This window comes from Methylotenera sp. N17 (genome assembly GCF_000799155.1).
Lineage (GTDB): Bacteria > Pseudomonadota > Gammaproteobacteria > Burkholderiales > Methylophilaceae > Methylophilus.
This window is the reverse complement of the sequence record NZ_JUGE01000001.1, coordinates 237,656-257,227: the sequence shown is the minus strand read 5'-3', so window position 1 is coordinate 257,227 and position 19,572 is coordinate 237,656. Positions and strand designations below refer to the sequence as shown.

General features: G+C 42.2%; 19 protein-coding genes and 1 tRNA gene. 12 read left to right on the top strand and 8 right to left on the bottom strand.

Annotated elements, in window-relative coordinates:
• The first annotated feature begins 61 nt into the window (after positions 1-61).
• From FG11_RS01350 to FG11_RS01315, 8 genes are all read left to right on the top strand, one after another.
• Positions 62-559 carry a TlpA disulfide reductase family protein gene (locus FG11_RS01350; RefSeq protein WP_442922018.1) on the top strand — a complete coding sequence of 166 codons (498 nt, stop codon included), beginning with the start codon at positions 62-64 and terminating at the stop codon, positions 557-559.
• Positions 559-969 (top strand): CopD family protein, encoded by a 411-nt coding sequence (locus FG11_RS01345; protein ID WP_047532680.1) that lies wholly within the window; start codon positions 559-561, stop codon positions 967-969. The genes FG11_RS01350 and FG11_RS01345 overlap by 1 nt, the downstream gene beginning before the upstream one ends.
• Before the next feature lie 14 nt (positions 970-983).
• Positions 984-1,757 (top strand): hypothetical protein, encoded by a 774-nt coding sequence (locus FG11_RS01340; protein WP_047532678.1) that lies wholly within the window; start codon positions 984-986, stop codon positions 1,755-1,757.
• Between the two features lie 61 nt (positions 1,758-1,818).
• Entirely contained in the window at positions 1,819-2,379 is a 561-nt protein-coding gene (locus FG11_RS01335) for a TetR/AcrR family transcriptional regulator (RefSeq protein ID WP_025223778.1), read from the top strand.
• A gap of 79 nt (positions 2,380-2,458) precedes the next feature.
• Entirely contained in the window at positions 2,459-3,415 is a 957-nt protein-coding gene (locus FG11_RS01330; RefSeq protein ID WP_047535628.1) for a carbohydrate kinase family protein, read from the top strand.
• Positions 3,416-3,441: 26 nt separating this feature from the next.
• Entirely contained in the window at positions 3,442-3,894 is a 453-nt protein-coding gene (locus tag FG11_RS01325) for a glycine zipper 2TM domain-containing protein (RefSeq protein ID WP_020183831.1), read from the top strand.
• Between the two features lie 113 nt (positions 3,895-4,007).
• The gene (locus FG11_RS01320; protein WP_025223776.1) at positions 4,008-4,757 is read left to right on the top strand and encodes a GNAT family N-acetyltransferase; all 750 of its coding nucleotides are present in this window, start codon (positions 4,008-4,010) and stop codon (positions 4,755-4,757) included.
• A 2-nt stretch (positions 4,758-4,759) separates the two neighbouring features.
• Positions 4,760-5,530, top strand: coding sequence for a lysophospholipid acyltransferase family protein (locus FG11_RS01315; protein ID WP_025223775.1), 771 nt, complete (start codon positions 4,760-4,762; stop codon positions 5,528-5,530).
• Positions 5,531-5,561: 31 nt separating this feature from the next.
• Here FG11_RS01315 and FG11_RS01310 read toward each other — a convergent pair whose 3' ends face one another.
• Positions 5,562-6,377, bottom strand: a complete 816-nt coding sequence (locus FG11_RS01310; protein WP_047535627.1) for a symmetrical bis(5'-nucleosyl)-tetraphosphatase — start codon at positions 6,375-6,377, stop codon at positions 5,562-5,564.
• Between the two features lie 99 nt (positions 6,378-6,476).
• Positions 6,477-6,992, bottom strand: coding sequence for a c-type cytochrome (locus tag FG11_RS01305; RefSeq protein WP_047532676.1), 516 nt, complete (start codon positions 6,990-6,992; stop codon positions 6,477-6,479).
• Positions 6,993-7,115: 123 nt separating this feature from the next.
• On the opposite strand from FG11_RS01305, the gene FG11_RS01300 reads away from it, so the two are divergent.
• Positions 7,116-7,192, top strand: a tRNA-Arg gene (locus FG11_RS01300).
• A gap of 77 nt (positions 7,193-7,269) precedes the next feature.
• On the opposite strand, the gene FG11_RS01295 is transcribed toward FG11_RS01300, so the two are convergent.
• Together FG11_RS01295 and FG11_RS01290 are read right to left on the bottom strand one after the other, a co-directional pair.
• Positions 7,270-9,552 (bottom strand): EAL domain-containing protein, encoded by a 2,283-nt coding sequence (locus FG11_RS01295; RefSeq protein WP_052184892.1) that lies wholly within the window; start codon positions 9,550-9,552, stop codon positions 7,270-7,272.
• A gap of 77 nt (positions 9,553-9,629) precedes the next feature.
• Entirely contained in the window at positions 9,630-11,321 is a 1,692-nt protein-coding gene (locus tag FG11_RS01290) for a sensor domain-containing protein (protein ID WP_052184891.1), read from the bottom strand.
• Between the two features lie 326 nt (positions 11,322-11,647).
• Between FG11_RS01290 and FG11_RS01285 the strand changes: the two genes are divergently transcribed.
• Together FG11_RS01285 and FG11_RS01280 are read left to right on the top strand one after the other, a co-directional pair.
• The gene (locus FG11_RS01285) at positions 11,648-12,157 is read left to right on the top strand and encodes a chemotaxis protein CheW (RefSeq protein ID WP_047532674.1); all 510 of its coding nucleotides are present in this window, start codon (positions 11,648-11,650) and stop codon (positions 12,155-12,157) included.
• A gap of 19 nt (positions 12,158-12,176) precedes the next feature.
• Positions 12,177-15,176, top strand: a complete 3,000-nt coding sequence (locus tag FG11_RS01280) for a PAS domain S-box protein (RefSeq protein WP_047532672.1) — start codon at positions 12,177-12,179, stop codon at positions 15,174-15,176.
• A gap of 401 nt (positions 15,177-15,577) precedes the next feature.
• Here the strand turns inward: FG11_RS01280 and FG11_RS01275 are convergent, their stop codons facing one another.
• From FG11_RS01275 to FG11_RS01260, 4 genes are all read right to left on the bottom strand, one after another.
• On the bottom strand, positions 15,578-16,582 hold the full coding sequence (locus tag FG11_RS01275; RefSeq protein WP_327036990.1) for an NADP-dependent oxidoreductase: 1,005 nt from the start codon (positions 16,580-16,582) through the stop codon (positions 15,578-15,580).
• Between the two features lie 35 nt (positions 16,583-16,617).
• Positions 16,618-16,998 (bottom strand): hypothetical protein, encoded by a 381-nt coding sequence (locus FG11_RS01270; protein WP_047532670.1) that lies wholly within the window; start codon positions 16,996-16,998, stop codon positions 16,618-16,620.
• Positions 16,999-17,007: 9 nt separating this feature from the next.
• Positions 17,008-17,841: an oxidoreductase gene (locus FG11_RS01265; protein WP_047532668.1), complete on the bottom strand. Its 834-nt coding sequence runs from the start codon at positions 17,839-17,841 to the stop codon at positions 17,008-17,010.
• A 102-nt stretch (positions 17,842-17,943) separates the two neighbouring features.
• Positions 17,944-18,543 (bottom strand): TetR/AcrR family transcriptional regulator, encoded by a 600-nt coding sequence (locus FG11_RS01260; protein WP_047532666.1) that lies wholly within the window; start codon positions 18,541-18,543, stop codon positions 17,944-17,946.
• A gap of 282 nt (positions 18,544-18,825) precedes the next feature.
• Between FG11_RS01260 and FG11_RS01255 the strand changes: the two genes are divergently transcribed.
• Positions 18,826-19,506 carry a hypothetical protein gene (locus FG11_RS01255; RefSeq protein WP_025223770.1) on the top strand — a complete coding sequence of 227 codons (681 nt, stop codon included), beginning with the start codon at positions 18,826-18,828 and terminating at the stop codon, positions 19,504-19,506.
• The last annotated feature ends 66 nt before the right edge of the window (positions 19,507-19,572 follow it).

Genomic DNA, 19,572 nt, shown 5'->3' with positions numbered 1-19,572 from the left:
ACAAAAACTACTAACCGCCTGTGGTTATTGACACCATTTCAGCAAAAAACGTTACAATTTTATGATGACACATTTTAAAAAAATTCTTATCCCACTTGCGCTGGCTGCGTTATTAGGTGCATTGATATTCAGCTTATCGCAAACAGCACAATCTCCGGATGTCACTTTCACGACCATTCGTGGTGAAAAGATACCCATGGCCGCATTAAAAGGCAAAGTGGTACTGGTTAACTTTTGGGCCACCGATTGCCCAGGCTGCATCAAAGAAATGCCAGATTTGATCAATACATACAATGAATACAAACAAAAAGGGTTTGAAGTGATTGCAGTGGCAATGCCATACGACCCGCCCGCGCAAGTACTTAACTATACGCAACAAAAATCGCTACCTTTCCCAGTGATGCACGATGGACTGAGCGAAATGGTGCATGCGTTTGGCGGTGTTAACCTAACCCCCACCACGTTTCTTTACGATAAGCAGGGAAATCGCGTGCAACGCATTATTGGCGAGCTAAACTTTGCAGAATTGCGTCAGTTATTAGATAAAGAACTGCACTAATGCTGTGGATTAAAGCGCTCCATATTATTTTTGTGATTAGTTGGTTCGCCGGCCTGTTTTATTTGCCACGCCTATTTGTGAATCATGCCATGGTAGATGATGCCAATACAAAAGCACGATTGGCGCTGATGGAACAGAAGCTATACCGATTCATGCTGCCGCTTGCAGTGCTTGCATTGGCATTTGGGCTATGGCTGTGGTTGGGCTATGGCATCACGGGCGGCTGGCTACATGCCAAACTGGCGCTGGTAATAGGCTTAGTGGCTTATCATCTATACTGCGGCAAACTGATGCGAGACTTTGCCGCTGGCAAAAATCAACATAGCCATATGTGGTATCGCTGGTTTAATGAAATCCCCGTGTTAGTATTATTTGCAATCGTGATTCTAGTGGTCGTCAAACCTTTTTAGGTGAAAGGAACAGCATGGATATACTCAACTCCGAATGGTTAATCGCCATGCTTAAAAAATCGGGCAGCACACCACACAGCCGTCTACTGCATTTATTCGATCTGCTTGATGACTGGCTGGATGCGCCCAAAATGCAGCCCCGTGTTGACTTCAAACCATCTCAAGGCGACTCACCACTGGTACATTACCTTACGCTAGAAGCTGCCAAAGCAGGTGCAGCCATGCCTGAGCTATTGGCAAACCAACTGTATTTTATGGCGATTGCTGCCGCACAAGAAAAGCTGCATCACCAAAACCCGGCTAGCTTATCGCATGCAAAAAGCGCGGCGAAGGCCTTGATTGCAGCGCAGACCAAACGTGAGTTTCACGTACCTAAAAAACCAGCCTATGCGGTAGCGGCCAGCACCATACTCATTATTAGCAGCATGATTGGGTACCAGTTCTGGAAATACAACGCCATTGACCCAGTTGCACACACAGCGCAATTTGCAAGTGACACCATGCCAAACATGGGTCCAGCCACTGGCATGGTGGCCGATGCCAGCCACCTCACCGCCAGCCCGGAGCAAACGGCAGCACTATTTGCCCGAATCGAACAAATGCGTAAAGGCAATTGTCAATTAATAGAGGCTTTGCAACTGCCTGATTCTTATAAAAAAGTGTATTTTGAAAATATTATACTAGGCCAAATTTCCGTGAACCGTGAAGATCAACGACTGACCAATCAGCTACTCGACATGGTGAGGTGTAATTACACACCCATGCTAATGGCCAACTCCAAAAACTAACCCTAAAATCACACTTTAAAATTACACTTGCACTATATATACAGATTAGTATAATGAAATTATGTCTGTGTTACGCGAACGAATATTAAGTACGGCGACCGATCTTTTTCAAACGAGAGGGATTAACTCGACTGGCGTAGACACCATTGTAGCCGAGGCTGGCACTACTAAAATGACACTGTACAAATACTTCCGCACCAAGGAAGAGTTGATTTTAGAAGTATTAAGAAAAAGTCAGTCTGATTTCCAAAGCTGGCTAGATCTTAAATTCAGCACAAGCAATCAAAAACCCACAGAAAAAATACAGCAATTATTTGACTTCATTGAAGAGTGGGTCAGCTCTCCTAGCTTTTTAGGCATGGGCTTTATCAAAGCTTCTGCAGAATTTCCAGATGAGCAGAACCCTATTCATCAACTTTCTTCGCAACAATCCAGAGATTTCAGACTGTATATTGCCAAACTAGCAGCAGATGCCAATATTCAGGATGCAGACGGCTTGGCATTGCAGCTCTCACTGCTGTTTGAAGGCGCTGTACAAGCTGAGCAAATGAAACGTGGCTCTGGCGCCATCAAGTACGCGAAACAAGCTGCCAAAATTCTAATCGACGGCGCACGCAAATAATTCCACACTAAATGCTTAATGCTTGCTTTACGCCATTAAGCTACACGATAATGACGGATTATTATTCCGTACGTTTATCATGCATATTCTTATTTGTGGCTCGCTTGCTTACGACACCATCATGGTGTTCCAAGACCAATTCAAAAACCATATCTTGCCGGACAAAATTCATAAATTAAGCGTCGCTTTTTATGTACCGGAGATGCGTAGAGAGTTTGGTGGTACTGCCGGCAATATTGCCTACAACTTGCAATTGCTAGAAGGCAACCCTCTTATTATGGCAACCGTGGGTGAAGACTTTACACCCTACGCCAAATGGCTTGAGCAAAATCAGCTGAATCAAGCGCATGTAAAATCCATTGATCATAGCTTTACTGCGCAGGCTTTTATTACGACCGACACTGAGGACAATCAGATTACAGCGTTCCACCCGGGTGCAATGGTGGAATCACATCAAAACAGTGTCAAAAACACTCAGGATGTGAGCCTTGCCATTATTGCTCCAGATGGCCGAGATGGCATGTTCCAACATGCACGCGAATGTTTTGAAGCTGGCATCCCGTTTATGTTCGACCCTGGCCAAGGTTTACCCATGTTCAACGGTGAAGAGTTATTACATTTTATCAACATGGCCGATTATTTGGCCGTCAATGATTATGAGTCACAAGTCATTCAGGATAAAACCGGTTTGAACCTGGAGCAGCTGGCGGCAAAAGTGAAGGCGCTGATTGTGACATTAGGCGCCAACGGCTCCCAAATCTATGCCGATGGTCAACTGTTTGAGATTCCATGCGTTAACGCAGATAAGATTGTAGATCCTACTGGCTGTGGAGACGCGTACCGTGCCGGGCTGCTCTATGGCATGGTAAGAGGCTGGGATTGGCCAACGTGCGGCAGACTGGCGTCCACTATGGGGGCAATTAAAATCGCAAGTAGAGGCGGACAAAATCATCGACCAACACGCGAAGAAATTGAGAACGTCTATAGCCATGCACTGGTCAAAGAAGTGGCAGCAAAAGAAAAACTCACTCAATAATGAAACAATAGTTAAAGGAGTTCTGTATGCGTTACATTAAATTAGCATGCCTCATCGTCATCACCAGCATCCTTGCTGCTTGTGCAAGCTCAAACTCTGGTAGCGTATATAAACGTGACGATGCGCGCAAAGTACAAACCGTTAAAACCGGCATTGTAGAAAGTGTGCGCCAAGTGAAATTGGAAGGCACTAAATCCCCTGTGGGTACGGTTGCAGGTGGTGCCATCGGCGGTATCGCTGGTAGCTCAATTGGTGGTGGCCGTGGCAGCGCAATTGCCGCCGTGATTGGTGCTGTGGCAGGCGGCCTTGCCGGCTCAGCTGCTGAAGAAGTCGTGACCCGTAAAGACGGTATTGAAATCACGGTAAAACTGGATGGCGGCGGCTTGATTGCAATTGTGCAAGAAGCAGATGAAGCATTTAGTCCGGGCGAAAAAGTACGCATCGTAGAGAATGGCGAGACTTCAAGAGTCTCCCACTAATCGTCAGTGACACTGCAAACAGTGGTGATAGCGTTTCATTAAACTGTCACCACGCCGTCATTTAAATTTCATCTAGCCTACCTATCATCTCTTCAAATTCACGGAGAGATGATATGTTTCAAAAAGCACTCAATCAAGAATCCAGCCAAGCGCAAAGCCGCTTATACCTATCTATTGCACGCACCCCTGCAGAGATTGCAGAAGCCCAGCGCTTACGCTACAAAGTATTTGCCGAAGAGATGGGCGCGCAAGTCAGTGGTACCGGCGGATTAGATATTGATGGATTTGATGCCTTCTGCGATCACTTATTAGTGCGCGAAAGCAGCACTCATCAAGTAATTGGCACTTACCGTATATTGAATCCACATCAAGCTGCCCAAGCTGGCGGTTATTATTCTGCCGGCGAATTTGACTTGAGCCGGATTACACATTTATTTGATCGTACCGTAGAAGTCGGTCGCGCATGCGTGCATCAAGATTACCGCAGCGGCGGCACCATTACAATGTTGTGGGCGGGCTTGGCCAAGTATATGCAAATGCATCATTACGAGTATATGATTGGATGCGCTAGCGTGCCGATGAACGATGGTGGCCATGCTGCCGCGTCACTCTTTAATCGCCTCAAAGATGACTATCTATCACCACCAGAATATCGCGTGTTCCCACACAACCCATTACCGATCGAAGCCTTGAATCAAGACATTCAAGTAGCCTGCCCGCCGCTGATTAAAGGCTATTTAAGACTGGGCGCCTACATTTGTAGCGAGCCAGCATGGGATGCCTATTTCAATACCGCAGATATGCTGGTAATGTTGCCATTATCTAGAATCAACAAAAGATATGCCGCGCATTTCTTAAAATAAATTTGCAACAAACACCAACGCTTATTCGCTATTTCCGTATTGCACGGGTGATTGTTCACACGCTATTAGGTCTCGCCATTGCCGCAGCAGTATTGCCTTTGGTGAGTGCGTATCGGCGTGGCCGTATCATACGCTGGTGGTGTCAATCGCTACTCAAGTGTTTTAGCATACAAGTACGTGTGTTTGGCGTACGCCCAGACAGCACAACCCACAGCACCATGTTTGTTGCTAATCATATTTCCTGGACGGATATTCATGCCCTAAATAGCCTGATACCCGTGCGGTTTATTGCAAAATTAGAAATCAGGACTTGGCCAGTGTTTGGTTATTTGGTGACCAAGTCCGGCACTTTGTTTATTAATCGGACCATCCGCAGAGATGCCGCTAGGATTGTGGAAATCACCTCAGAAAGTCTGCGTAATTTAGAAAATGTCTGCTTTTTTCCGGAAGGGACAACCACAGACGGGACGCACATGCTTCCGTTTAAAAGCAGCATTGTTCAAGCTGCCGTAGATGCGCAAGCCACGTTGTGGCCAATTGCCATTTACTATCCGCAGCCTAATGGACAGCCTAGTTTAACCATGGCCTATGCGGGAGAAACCAGCATGATCGAATCGATGGATCAAATCTTGCGCTTAAAAAATCCAGTGGTGGAATTGCACTTTCTCACACCTATCCCCTGTGTCGGCCACACGCGCCAGCATGTGACGCAGCTTGCATATCAGATGATTTCTGCAGCCTTTAACCAGCGATTGAGCCACCAGCAACCATGATGGCTAGGTTTTATCTCCTAGGTTTTATCTCTTAGATTTTATCCCTCGGATCAAAGTCGACCTGGGTAATGGTCTTATCCTCCAGACACATTGCCGTTAATTGCCCACCCCACAAGCAGCCAGTATCTAATGCATGAATATTATTGTGCTGATACAAACCCAATGCAGACCAATGCCCGCAGATAATCGTGGCCTCTTTTGATTGACGACTAGGCACGGTAAACCAAGGCATATAGCCGTCTGGGATATCAGCAAGCTCACCCTTAAACGCATAGTCCAGCTCGCCATCTTGTGTACATATACGCATACGGGTAAATGCATTCGTAATCAGACGTAGTCGGTCTACACTACCTAAATCATCCTGCCAAAGACTTGGGTAGTTTCCATACATCTGATGGAGAAATTCTTCATACTCAGCATGTTGCAGTACAGCTTCGACTTCCCTTGCGTATCCAAGCGCATCTGCTATCGTCCATTGCGGAAGCAAACCTGCATGCACCATCACCACATTCTCTTTTTGCAGCATCAACGGCTGATGTCTCAGCCATGCCAGCAAATCCGGGCCATCATGCGCATTAAGTATCGGTTGCAAAGTATCACTACGGTGAGGTGGGCGCACGCTATGTGCGACTGCAATAGCATGCAAATCATGGTTACCCAATACCACATCAATGGCGTGTTGATGCTCCACACACCACCTCAGCATTTCAAGCGAGCCTGTACCGCGATTAATCATATCGCCTACCAGCCACAGCCTATCACACTGGGTATCAAAGTTTAGCTTGGCAAGTAAGGCCCGAAACGCATAAAAACAGCCCTGTACATCACCAATTGCATAAGTTGCCATAGTTAATAGTAAATCCAAAAGTAATACCGTGGGGAAATCTGCCCACAAAAAAAGCCGCTTAGTTGCTAAGCGGCTTTTTCAATTCACTGACCTTACTGATTACTTTTTAAGTGTTGCTGGGTCAAAATTTGCACCCGCTGCATTTGCCATGTGCGCTACCGCACTCGCCACTTCAGTATCGCTTAAATCTGGGTTACCGCCACGTGCTGGCATATTACGAATACCCTCGATTGCGTGCTTCACTAAAGTTTCATAGCCTTGTGCAATACGTGGTGCCCATTGACCTTTATCGCCCAGTTTCGGAGATTCCATTAAGCCTGCCGCGTGACACATAGAACATACTGCTTTCACGACCTCTTCACCAGTTTTCTCAACTTTGGCACCAGAAGCATCAGCTACTTGCACTTCAGCCACTGGCTTAATCGCTTCATCCACTTTGGTTTCAACAGCAGCCACTGGTGCAGCCGCCGCAGGTGCTGGCGCCGCTGACTCACCACTACCAAAAAAGTGAGCAAGTATTGAAATTAGCAATGTAAATCCAATGATAGTGCCCGGAATGACAAGCATTAACTGCCAAAAACTTGAACTTGAATAACCCTCTTCTTTTTTTGCCATCGCCTATCTTCCCCGTATAAATATTAAGTTGAATATTAAAATAAGCACCCATTATACATTTAACTTTAAATGCATAAAAGATTGGCGATGTATACAGTTCTATTTTGTTATAATCCGCAGGTTGCGCTCGTAGCTCAGCTGGATAGAGTGTTGGTTTCCGAAGCCAAAGGTCGTGGGTTCGACTCCCGCCGAGCGCGCCACAAATTGAAGAGTGAATTATCAATACATACGATATAAGATATGTCTAAATTTAACATTTTGGCTAAACGTACATGTTTTAGTGCATATGCGTATCCAAAGTATCGTGATTCATTAATTGAATCAAATGTCTTAACGGCTGTGGTTTCCCATATAAATACCCTTGCACATAATCGCAACCCAATTTTTGCAATATAGCTTCCTGACTGTTTCTTTCAACACCCTCTGCTATAGATTTTATTTGCAACTGCTGTGCCATTTGAATGATTGAACTACACAGTTTTTGATCATATGTGTCAGATTCAATGTTTTTAGTGAAAGATTTATCTATTTTTATAAAATCAATATCAAATTTTTTCAAATAAGCGAGAGCGGAATAGCCGGTACCGAAGTCATCGATTGACAGCTTAATCCCAGATCCTTTTAATCTTCTGATTAATGCCTCTATCTCCAAAGTTGACTCCATTAATAATCCTTCGGTTATTTCCAAACAAACATGTGTTGGAGTAATGGCATTTGCTCCGAGTTGATCCAAAAACTCGGTTAATATATTTGGATGAAAGAATTGAATGGGAGATACATTGATGCCAATCTGGAATGGGGCCTGAAAGTTATCTTTAATCGTTTTAAAGTCAGCAATCACTTGGTTGAATATCCACTCCCCGATATCAACAATCAATCCTGATTCTTCAGCGATGGATATAAACTCATCAGGTCTGATAAATCCACGTGTAGGATGGTTCCAACGAATTAAGGCCTCAGCTTTCACAATTTTTTTGTCGAACAACCTTATTACAGGCTGATAATAAAGCTCGAGCTGACTTTCATGCACAGCAGATCTGAGATCATTAATTAAAGTGAGTTTATTAGTCTTCGCTAAGTGGATTGGCTTTGAAAAGAACTGGTAACCACTTTTCCCATTTTTTTGCGTTTCGCGCATTGCTTGATCTGCAAATTTTAATACCTCTTCTGCATCAATGCTGTCATCAGGGCTAATCGCAATGCCAATACTGCCAGAAATGAAAAGCAGCTCGTTATCTATCTGGAATGGTAATCTCAAGATATTGAGAATTTTTTGACACAACCCCTCCAGCACTAGTAAATCTCTGACATTAGGGATGATAACTACAAACTCATCACTGCCAAATCTTGCTGTAAAGTCATTTACCCTTAAGCAGTTTGATATCCTAACCGAGACTTCCTGTAGTAATTTACTACCAATTGCGTGACCAGAAATGTCATTGATGTCTTTAAAGCTATCCAAATCAATAAAAAACACTCCGATCTTTGTGTTGGTTTTTTTTGACTCGTTAATTGCAAATGTTAATGTTTCTATTAATAACTCTCGGTTGGGAAGATTGGTCAATGCATCATAATTTGCTTGGCGCCATAGTTGTTGCTGATTTTCTGCGTTTTGTAAGTTTGCTTTCTTTTTTACTTGATAAAAAAAGTACAGCACGATAAGAAAAATTACTATTACAGCTAATAAAGTCTGCTTTAAAACAACCTCATCATTGGTTGTATTATATTTCCAGTAACTAATCAGGCTATCGTTATTTTTCCCTATTACTGCAAGCGATTTTTGTAGGATAGATGATAGATGAGGTAGGTCATTCCTGACTGCCATTGAAATATCAGAGTTGTATGGTGTTAATCCTGATTTTTCGGCAAAATTTAAACGATGAAATTCAATATGGTAGTCAATGACCAGCTCATTGCCAACATAAGCATCGATTTTATCGTTCTTGAGATACTCAAATGCTTCATCCGCAATATCTACGTAAACCAGCTTGATATCAGGGTAATTTTCACGAATTTTTTGTGCTATAGGACCATTTTTATAAATGGCTATCCTGACTGCACCCATTTCACCTAATTCAAGTCCGTTGAGTTTTGAGTGATTTTTTTTGTTAATGTAAATTGCATTCGGAATGCTTAAGAAGGGCGCGCTTAGTAAATGATAGTGGTTATCGCGGACATTGCTGCCACTAACGCTAGAAATCATTTCAATGGATTTGTAATCAATGCTATCTGCATAATCTATTAACTTAAAATCGATGTTTGTAAGCTGTGATATCCGAGCCAAATAATCGATTGTAACACCTCGATGCACTTCGCTTTCAAGTTGAAATTCTATTGGCATCCACCCACTTTTTACTCCAACTTTCACTTGTCCATGAGAGTTGACCCAATCTTTTTCATCTTGTGAGAGATTTAGTTGTTTAACTTCTAATTCAATTTCCGAGCTCAGTTGCCCTTGAGCTCTTGCGAGAGTATTTACCAGTAAATTAATACATATAGCACAAATGAATGAAGCTCTTAAGAGTGTTGATAAATTGATGGCTGACGAGCGATATAGCAAAGCAATATCCTTAATAATGTTTTTACTAAATGTAAGAATTATTTTTTATCGCTATCGGGATGTTGATTCTCTACTATTTACTTTTTTAAATAAGCGTATTCTTTTATTGTTGATTTTTCATAATACATTCTTGTATCTGCACAATGAAGTAATGCCTCTACGCTTTCTCCATTATCTGGGAAAGTAGCAATACCAATGCTGACCGAAATTTGTATTTTGTAATTATTGATTTCAAACGGCGTCAAAATTACTGCTTGTATCTTGTTATGCATATTTAATACATCTTCTTGTTTAGATAGGCCTGGTAACAATGCAGCAAATTCATCTCCACCCAATCTAGCTAACGTATCTGATTGTCTAAAGCAACTCAATAATCTACTGCTTACTTGAATTAACAGCTGATCGCCAACTGCATGACCATAACTGTCATTGACTTGTTTAAACCCGTTCAAATCCATATACATAACAGTAAACTTATCATTCTCACTGCTTGCCTTTAGTACCTCAGACTCTATCCGTTTCATAAAAAGTCGCCGATTTGGAAGGTCTGTCAAATTATCATTATTTGCTAATTGCCAAAGTTTTCGTTCAGATTTTATTTTTTCAGTGATATCGCGTGCTATCTTTGATGCGCCTATGATTTTCCCATCGTTATTTACTACGGGTGATATGGTGACGGACAAATGTACTTCATGCCCGTCTTTATGTAGACGTACAGTTTGAAAATGATTTACTTTATTTCCATTTTTTATTTTTTCTAAGATTTCTTCTTCTTCTTGAAGCCGGTCGATTGGAAATATCTTGGTCATGTGTTCGCCTATCATTTCCTCTGCTGTATACCCGAAAATAGATTCTGCAGCGGAATTCCAACTTGTGACTACACCATCTAATGTTTTGCTGACAATTGCATCGTCCGAAGACTCGACGATCGCGCTGAAGTGATTGGATCTGATTGCAAGCTTGGTTGCCATAGAATCTCTTAAAACGAGCTCTGTAACATCTCTGGCTATTTTAGAAACCCCTACAACCTTCCCATCCTCATCCTTAATGGGCGAGATAGTGACAGAAACATCAATAGTTTTTTGTCCTTTCGTAATCCGCTGCGTGCGGAAATGTTTAAATCTTTCACCGTTGGAAATTTTTCTTAAGATCATTTCCTCTTCTTCATATTTATTTTCAGGGAACACTGTGGTGATCGGCTTTCCAATCATTTCATTAGCGGAATATCCAAAAATTCTCTCAGCTGCATTGTTCCATGTGATAACTATTCCATCCAGAGATTTACTGATGATTGCATCTTCAGAGGATTCGATAATTGCAGCATAGTAGTCCGTATGTTGTGTAAGGTTATCAGCAAGCCATGCTTGATTCGATGTATCGCAGAGTTTTCTAGCAATCTTTGATATACCAACGATTTTACCGTCAGTATCAATAATTGGAGACAAAGTGAGTGAGATGTTCAAAAGCTCACCATTTTTGTGTAGCCTAGTGGTGTAGTAATGTTTTAGTTTTTTTCCATTTGAAATGTCATAAAGAATACTAGCCTCTTCATTTAACTTGTCCGGTGGGAATAGGACAAATACTGATCTTCCCATGATTTCTTCAGCGGTATACCCATAGATTTGTTCTGCAGCACTATTCCAGCTTGTTATTACTCCATTTAAGTCATTCGCAATAATCGCATCATCCGCGTCTTTGATAATCGCAGCGTAATGACTAGCTAAGACGTCCCTGTCGCCATCTGTATAAGTGCTTAATTCGCTTTGCATAATAAAAGATCCCTTGCCAATTATATTGTCGGAAAACCTTTTGTATTGTTTTAATTTATAAGGTGTGGGTTAGTAGAATATAAATCTCTTACGGATTTTTACAGCGTAAATTTAAGGTATTTTTTAATCAATCATTTGATATAGATCAATAATGTGTGAACTAAATACCATTACATTAACGATCATATACATGGGGCATATTTTATAAGGAAGTTTTAAAAATAGATGTCAGACGAACGCTGTAATTAATAACAGACATTCACCAATTCCCATTTTTTAATTATGGTTATATGATTTAAATATAAATCTATCCTAGAGGTTTAATCATGGAACTACGTCCTGCAGTCGTGTCGAACAAATCCACTTTTAACGCTGAAAACGCGTCGGGTGAATATCTTACCTTTTCACTTGGGAGTGAGAGTTACGCTCTGGAGATTCTTAAGGTCCAAGAAATACGAGGCTACGATACCGTAACAAAAATTGTAAACACCCCGGAATTCGTTAAAGGCGTAGTTAATTTGCGCGGGAAAATTGTCCCGATTGTAGACCTCAGAGTTAAGTTTGGCTTACAACAAGCGGAATACGACGAATTAACAGTGGTCATTATTTTAAACCTCAATGGCCGTGATGTCGGGATTGTAGTAGACAGTGTTTCCGATGTGATTGACCTAAAAGCAGAACAAATTCGCAATATCCCCTCATTAGTATCAACAATCGACACCAAGCATTTGGTGGGTCTGGCCACCATAGATGAGCAAATGTTAATCCTTGTTGATATAGAAAAACTTATGAGTCCACAAGAATTCGCATTTCTTGATGCAACACTCATCAACTAACAATTGAAAGAAGACAATCATGAAATTAAATATGCCTATTACCAATAATGAAGTTCAGTTTGATGATTCGCAATTCATGCTCACTCGAACAGACCTTAGAGGCGTGATCACGTATGCAAATAAAGACTTCATCCAAATTAGCGGATTTTCAGAGTCTGAGTTGGTTGGAAGTAGTCATAACATTGTTAGACATCCGGATATGCCGGCCGAGGCTTTTGCAGATTTATGGAGAAATTTAAAGGCTGGCAAACCCTGGACTGGTTTAGTGAAGAATCGAACTAAGAATGGTGATTTTTATTGGGTTGTCGCCAATGCAACTCCTGTAATGGAAAACAATCAGGTGACTGGTTATCTTTCCGCACGCAGAAAACCTACTCGCCAGCAAATTCTAGAAGCAACAACTGCTTATCAACTATTCAAAGATGGGAATGCAAAGGGTCTAGCTATCGTCGATGGGAAAGTGGTCAAAATATCTTATCTCAATAAGATTAAGAATTTACTCAGCATTGCATCGGTAAAGCAGCGTTTGTTGAGTTTGCCATTTTTAACAGTTGCAGTTGTAGGTATGCAAGTCTGGTTGGGAGGAGAGAGCCCTTCATTGGCTCTATTGGGCTTAGAAATGGCAGCAATTATTGCATTGGGGCTGATCGTTACGCGTTCAATTATTAATCCATTATCTCTTGCTTTGAAGGCGATCAACCAGATAGCTGTAGGAAATTACACCACTCCCATCGATGTAAAAGGAAATAACGAAATCAGTAATGTGCTGCTGGCGTTAAAGAAAATGCAGACTTTATTGAGTGTGAATGAAAATACGCTGAAAGAAACCGCTATTGAGACTCGTGAGCAGTCTGCATTATTTGAGAATCAGCTTTCTGCCATTAATAAGTCTACTGGGGCTATTGAGTTTTCTTTAGACGGTAAGGTAACTGCAGCCAACGATATATTTTTAAATATCTTAGGGTTTACGCTTCAAGAAGCCATTGGGATGTCGCATAGTGACTTTGTTGAACCTGAGTTTATTAAAAGTGGTGAATACAAAAAATTCTGGGAGAAACTCAATCAAGGTGAGTCGATCACAGGACAATTCCTACGCAAAGGTAAAAATGGAAAAGAGGTGTGGTTAGATGCCACATATAATCCAATATTGAATGCAGAGGGCAAGCCTTATAAGGTAGTTAAATATGCCACCGACATCACCGAACAAAAGCTTAAAAATGCTGACTTTGAAGGTCAAATCACGGCCATTGGTAAATCACAAGGCGTGATTGAAATTGCCTTAGATGGCACTGTGCTAAAAGTCAACCAAACCTACTTAGACATGCTTGGTTATACTGAAGGTGAGTTGGTTGGGAACAACGTTGCAAAAGTGTTGGATCCAGCCTTTGCCTCAAGCGAAGCTTATAAAACCTTGTGGAATAAATTGGTGAAAGGTGGCTCAGATATTGGACAATACAAACGCATTGCAAAAGATGGGCATGAAGTCTGGATTCAAGCTTCTTACAATCCAATCTATGATTTAAAAGGCAACCCCTTCAAAATCGTGAATTACACGATGGACATCACCCAATCCAAATTAATTGCAGCTGATAATGCTGGGCAAATTTCTGGTATCCATAAAAGCCAAGGCGTTATCGAATTTGATTTGTCAGGAAAAGTCCTCTCTGCTAATGATATTTTTCTGAAGCTATCTGGTTATTCTGAATCTGAAATTACAGGTAAAAATCATAGCATGTTTGTAGAGCCTGCTTACAGGTCTAGCAATGACTACAGAGCGTTTTGGGATGCTCTGAATCGGGGCGAAGCACAAGTGGGGCAAGTCAAACGGATAGATAAAGCTGGCAATACAATCTGGATGCAAGCTATCTACAACCCGATTACAGACATGAATGGAAAGCCATTCAAAGTAGTTAAATATGCAACTGATATCACAGAGCAACATAATAATGCACAAACTCTAGCCAACGCAGTGGAAGAAACTAAAGCAATTATTGAAAGCGCTAAAATTGGTGATTTGAGTAGTCGTGTTTCATTGGATGGTAAAACTGGGGCCATTGCTAGTTTATGTGATGGTGTAAATGCTCTGTTGGATAAAATGACTGAAATCATTGTACAAGTACGAGAAGCCGGCGAAACGATCAATACTGCAGCCGGAGAAATATCTACCGGTAATAACGATCTTTCAAGTCGCACTGAGCAACAAGCTTCAAGCTTAGAAGAAACCGCCGCAAGTATGGAAGAGCTAGCAACCACAGTGAAGCAGAACTCTGATAATGCTAAACAAGCCAATCAGCTGGCGACAGCAGCCTCAGGTGTGGCATTAAAAGGTGGCGAAGTTGTAGATGAGGTGGTCACGACAATGAGCGCCATCAATGAAAGTGCGAAGAAAATTGAGGACATTATTTCTGTTATAGATGGTATCGCTTTTCAAACCAATATACTTGCATTAAACGCCGCTGTCGAAGCTGCACGTGCTGGAGAGCAAGGCCGTGGATTTGCTGTAGTAGCAGGAGAAGTACGTAACTTAGCCCAACGTTCAGCATCCGCAGCAAAAGAAATCAAAGACTTAATTAATGATTCAGTCACAAAAACTGCTGAAGGTACGCTACTGGTTGAACAAGCGGGCAAAACCATGAAAGAGGTTGTATCTTCCGTGCAGCGCGTTACTGACATTATGGGAGAAATTGCAGCTGCATCAGCTGAGCAAAGCACTGGTATTAATCAAGTGAATCAAGCTGTAACAAGCATGGATGAAGTGACACAGCAAAATGCCGCTTTAGTTGAGCAAGCTGCTGCTGCATCTGAATCTCTCGTCGATCAGGCAGAAAGTCTAGTTCAGGCAGTAAGTGTGTTTAAGTTAGAAAATACAGCAAAGTTTGAAAGACGCTCACCCAAGAGTCCAATGCGGGCGAACGCAAGCAAGGCTCATCATAAATCCGAATTTAAAACAGAGAAAATTGCATTCCCTAAATCATTCGCCAGAACAGGAACCGATGATGGTGAGTGGGAGGAATTTTAATAGAAGGGCTCACTGTACTTCTGCTTTGTTCCCAAAGCGGCAGATCAGCTGTAAAAGCTTTTCACTGAAATCATCAAGACACATTAAAGGTTCTAATGTAGGACTTTAGTTAGGATTATGCTTCCAAACCAAAATTTAATTTTTGCTTAAATAAAAGCACTTAATTTCTAAGTGAGAGTTTATGATATTTTTTTGTTAAAAATTTATATTACTTCCGACACAGGGTTTCAGCCTTTTTTATTTGCCACCCTAAGTGATGAGTTTGGGCACTTTTACAAAGATTACAGTCAACTTAGGGGCAAAGTTCCGTTCAGATCAAGCATGCAGAATTAAGTTACCGGCCGAAGCAGACCTTGTATATCAACAGTTCCTTATAATTTAGTTTGATTGTTTAGTAGCAATCAAATGATTTTTACTACCACCTTACCTTTGGCTCGACCTGCTTCAAGATAGGCAAGAGCATTCTTTGCTTCATCGAACGGAAACACCTTGTCAATCACCGGATGGATGTGACCCGCGTTGAGAAGCTTGCCAATCTCTGCAAGCTGATGGCCGTCAGGATGTAGAAATAAGAACGAATAATGGATACCGCGCTTCCCGGCTTGGCGGATGATCTTGCTGCTAATCAACCCGAATATAAACTTCATTAAAAAGTTCATGCCTCTAGCGCGAGCGAACGCAGCATCCGGCGGGCCGATGAGTGAAACGACACAGCTCTTGGGTTTCAAAATCCGAAGAGATTTTTCGATTCCGTCGCCCCTGATGGTACCTAGTACTACGTCATAGTCCCGTAGCACCTCTTCAAATTCCTGCTTCTTATAATCAATCACTTCATCGGCTCCAAGGCGCTGCACTAAGCCTACATTAGCTGCGCTAGTAGTTGTTGCCACCTTTGCGCCAAGATATTTTGCAAGCTGGATTGCGAATGTGCCAATGCCTCCAGAACCAGCTGGGATGAATACCTTCTGGCCGGGTTTGAGATGCGCCCGTTCTTTAAGTGCTTGCCATGATGTGAGCCCGACCATTGGGATTGAAGCAGCTTGTACAAAATCCAGATTTGCTGGTTTGATCGCGGCCGCAGTCTCGGGCACGACAGCCAATTCAGCGAGCGATCCCGTGCCTAGGTCGAAAATGCTGGCGAAAACGGCATCGCCTGTCTTAAAGCGCGTCACGCGACTTCCCACTTCCACCACGACACCGGCCAAATCACTACCCATTGTTGCCGGTAGCTTAAACTTGAGGATGGGCTTAAATGCTCCTTTCGGAATCATGTAATCGATTGGATTCAACCCGACGGCATGAACCTGAACGAGCATTTCGTTTGACTTAATTGTAGGACGGGGAATATCCAAGAACGCAAGTTGATCGGATTTTCCATAACGTTTTAAGATAAGTGCTTTCATCATATTTTCCCAGTGTTTTGGTGATGTTTTGATAATGCTTATTTCTTGCGCGCGCCAACATATAAAAATGCTAGTACAAGAACGACTTCGATCAGGACAGATCCTAGAATGCCACCCGACGCATGCCCTGCAACAAACTCATAAACGCCAAGTAGCGCCAATATTAAGCAGGCGGTGATGGTGCCCACGATGAGCGCTGTTCGGGTTGCTGAATGCTCTGCATTCCTTGCAAAAAAATACATCACAGCGATGCCAGCGTAGAGTGCTGCTATTCGTCTAGCAACCAAGCCTACCGAATCTGTTAACTCCACTCCCCAGGCTGATAGCATAACAACTGGTGCAAACATCAAGATAATAGACAATACTGTAAATAGGATTGAACTGAACACTGAAAGTCGGTAAAAAGATAATAATTTCATGATTGTCTCCTATAGTTGACTAGCAACTTTATCTAGAGAATCAAGCTTCAGTTCTTTACGAATGCCGCCATCAACTAATACAGCAGGCGCAAATCTTCTCAAAAAACTCAAGCGGCAAGCTAATTTTCCAGCAGCGTATCGGAGCTTTGGATGCTTGGCATTGGCGGCTTTCAATACCACATTGGCAACAACTTTTGGATCATCACCGTTTGCCACAGCTACTTTCATTAATTTTGCGAGCGCTTTTCGCGCAATATTGTACTCATCTATTTTTGCGTCTACTTCTAGTGTGTTGGCTTCAAAATGCGTATTGGTATAACCGGGTTCTACCACAGAAACACGGATACCTCTTGTTCGCAACTCGTGATCTAGCGATTCTGAAAAGCCTTCTACTGCATGCTTGGTAGCAGCATAAGTTGCCATGTATGGTGCAGGTATCAATCCTAGTATCGAGCCGATGTTGATGATGCGTCCTTCGCCCTGCTTTCTCATATAGGGCACAACAGCGCGCGTCATGCGGACAATCCCAAAAAAATTAGTATCAAAAATCATTTTGGTTTGTTCAATTGAACTCTCTTCGGCACCACCAGGCGCTACACCGAAGCCTGCATTGTTCACCACCAAATCAATCCTGCCTTCAATTTGCACTACTTCTTTTAAGGCAGCTTCTATAGATGCCTCGCTATTTACATCTAGCGCAATCATCCTGTATGCGCGTTGGGCGGCTTGTGCTCCTTTTCGGCTCGTCCCATAAACCTTATAACCAGAGTTTGCGAGCAACGCTGCTGTTGCCGCACCGATTCCTGATGATGCACCTGTCACAATTGCGATCTTGCTTTTCATATGTATCTCCTTTTAATTCAGTGAATAAAAACATGTTGCTTAAATATGATAACCATCATATTTATGGTCAAAAAAAAGCCTAAGTGCTTAGTAAGTAATTAATCACTCTTTGGCATCGTAGTGTTTTAACGCTGCCTGACGGAAATCTTCGCTAAGTGTATTGTCATCGACTGCACGAGATAATAGTAATGCTCCTACCATGGTGGACATCATGACCAATGCTTTTTCATATGGATTCGATTCGTCTGCTAGTTTATTTTTAATTAGGCCTATCATTTCCTTGATGCGGCAAGTAGAAGCCTTCCTCACCTCAGGGGCTTGGCGCGGCATCTCAGAACCTAGTGCTGCGAAGGAACATCCTTTTTCAATGTTGCCCATATGCTCATTTGATAAATATGCATGCATCAAAGCTTGCAGTGCCTGATCTTCAGGAACATTAGCGAATATATGTTCAGCAATAGCAACCGTTTCTTCACCGGCTTTATCAGCAGCCTCCGCAAGCATTGCATCACGAGATGCGAAATGTGCGTAAAAACCACCATGCGTGAGGCCTGCTTCTTTCATAATATCGGCTACGCCTGTGCCATCATAACCACTTCTACGGATAGCCCGAGCAGCAGTTTCCACAATTCGCATATGCGTAATTTCCTTACGGCTGGAAGTATTTTGTTTGCCAATAGATTTTTTCATGACGATCATCATATATGACGACCATCATAATTAGCAAGTAAAATAGCTTAGTCAATAGAAAATATTTGATAAGCATTTCAAATATCTATTTTGGCGGTGAAGTCCAACTATTTTTCTAACCATTAATTGGAAGCAACTAAATTCACACAGATAAATTTTTACCCTTGAACATCCGCTTTGGTGATTTCTGTGCTGAAGCAGTTTTATCTGATGTAAGTTATGAACAAACTTGAAATGCAGAATGATTTAGTTTATTGTTTTATCAAGGCCTTATGATAGGGTGTCTGCAATAAAATGAAAAAAATCATTGCATTTTGTGGTCATAAAATCAGAGGCTTACAAGCATTCATCGCCGTTATCAAAGAAAATAGGCTGATAACGGTACTGCTCGCCGGCATTCTCTTCTCCTTTGCTGCTATTGCCGAAAGTTTAATTGGCAGAGCAACCGAATATTTCTTTCCTCAATTAGATGATTCTGCCGCCATTATTGCGAATCAAAATCAGCAGTTTGATGCAGTGAAAGAAAATCTTAAAAAGCTACAAAGTGCCATCAGCGGTCAGGACAAAGCTTATTTAAATTCTGCATTAGACGCAGTGAGTAGCATCAAGCAAGATAGTGAGAATCTGTCCATCAAACTAGCGGCACTGCAGGAAGAGAATGCATCACTCAAGCAAACGCTCAAGTCGCAAAAAGGTGTTTACGGGGGCGTAGACTTGATGGTGCCAGACAAATCTGGCTTTAAGATTGATAGTCAGGTGTCCTTTGGACATTCAATATTCCGCAAAGGGAGCTATGTCACGCTGACTTCGCTTAACCAAGCTGACAATACCAAAAATAAATATCTTACAGCAGGACAAGGCACCTATTTCACGAATGAAAAAAATCAGCATTGCGCATTGACCTTGAATAGCATTACGCAAGTGGCGGGCAGTAAATCTGGCGTTGCTAACTTTATTGTTTCTTGTAAAACTTAACCTAGGATGAACACCCGCTTGAATCAATCTCTCATGCACCACTTTTGTGGCGTGTGCATGCTAACG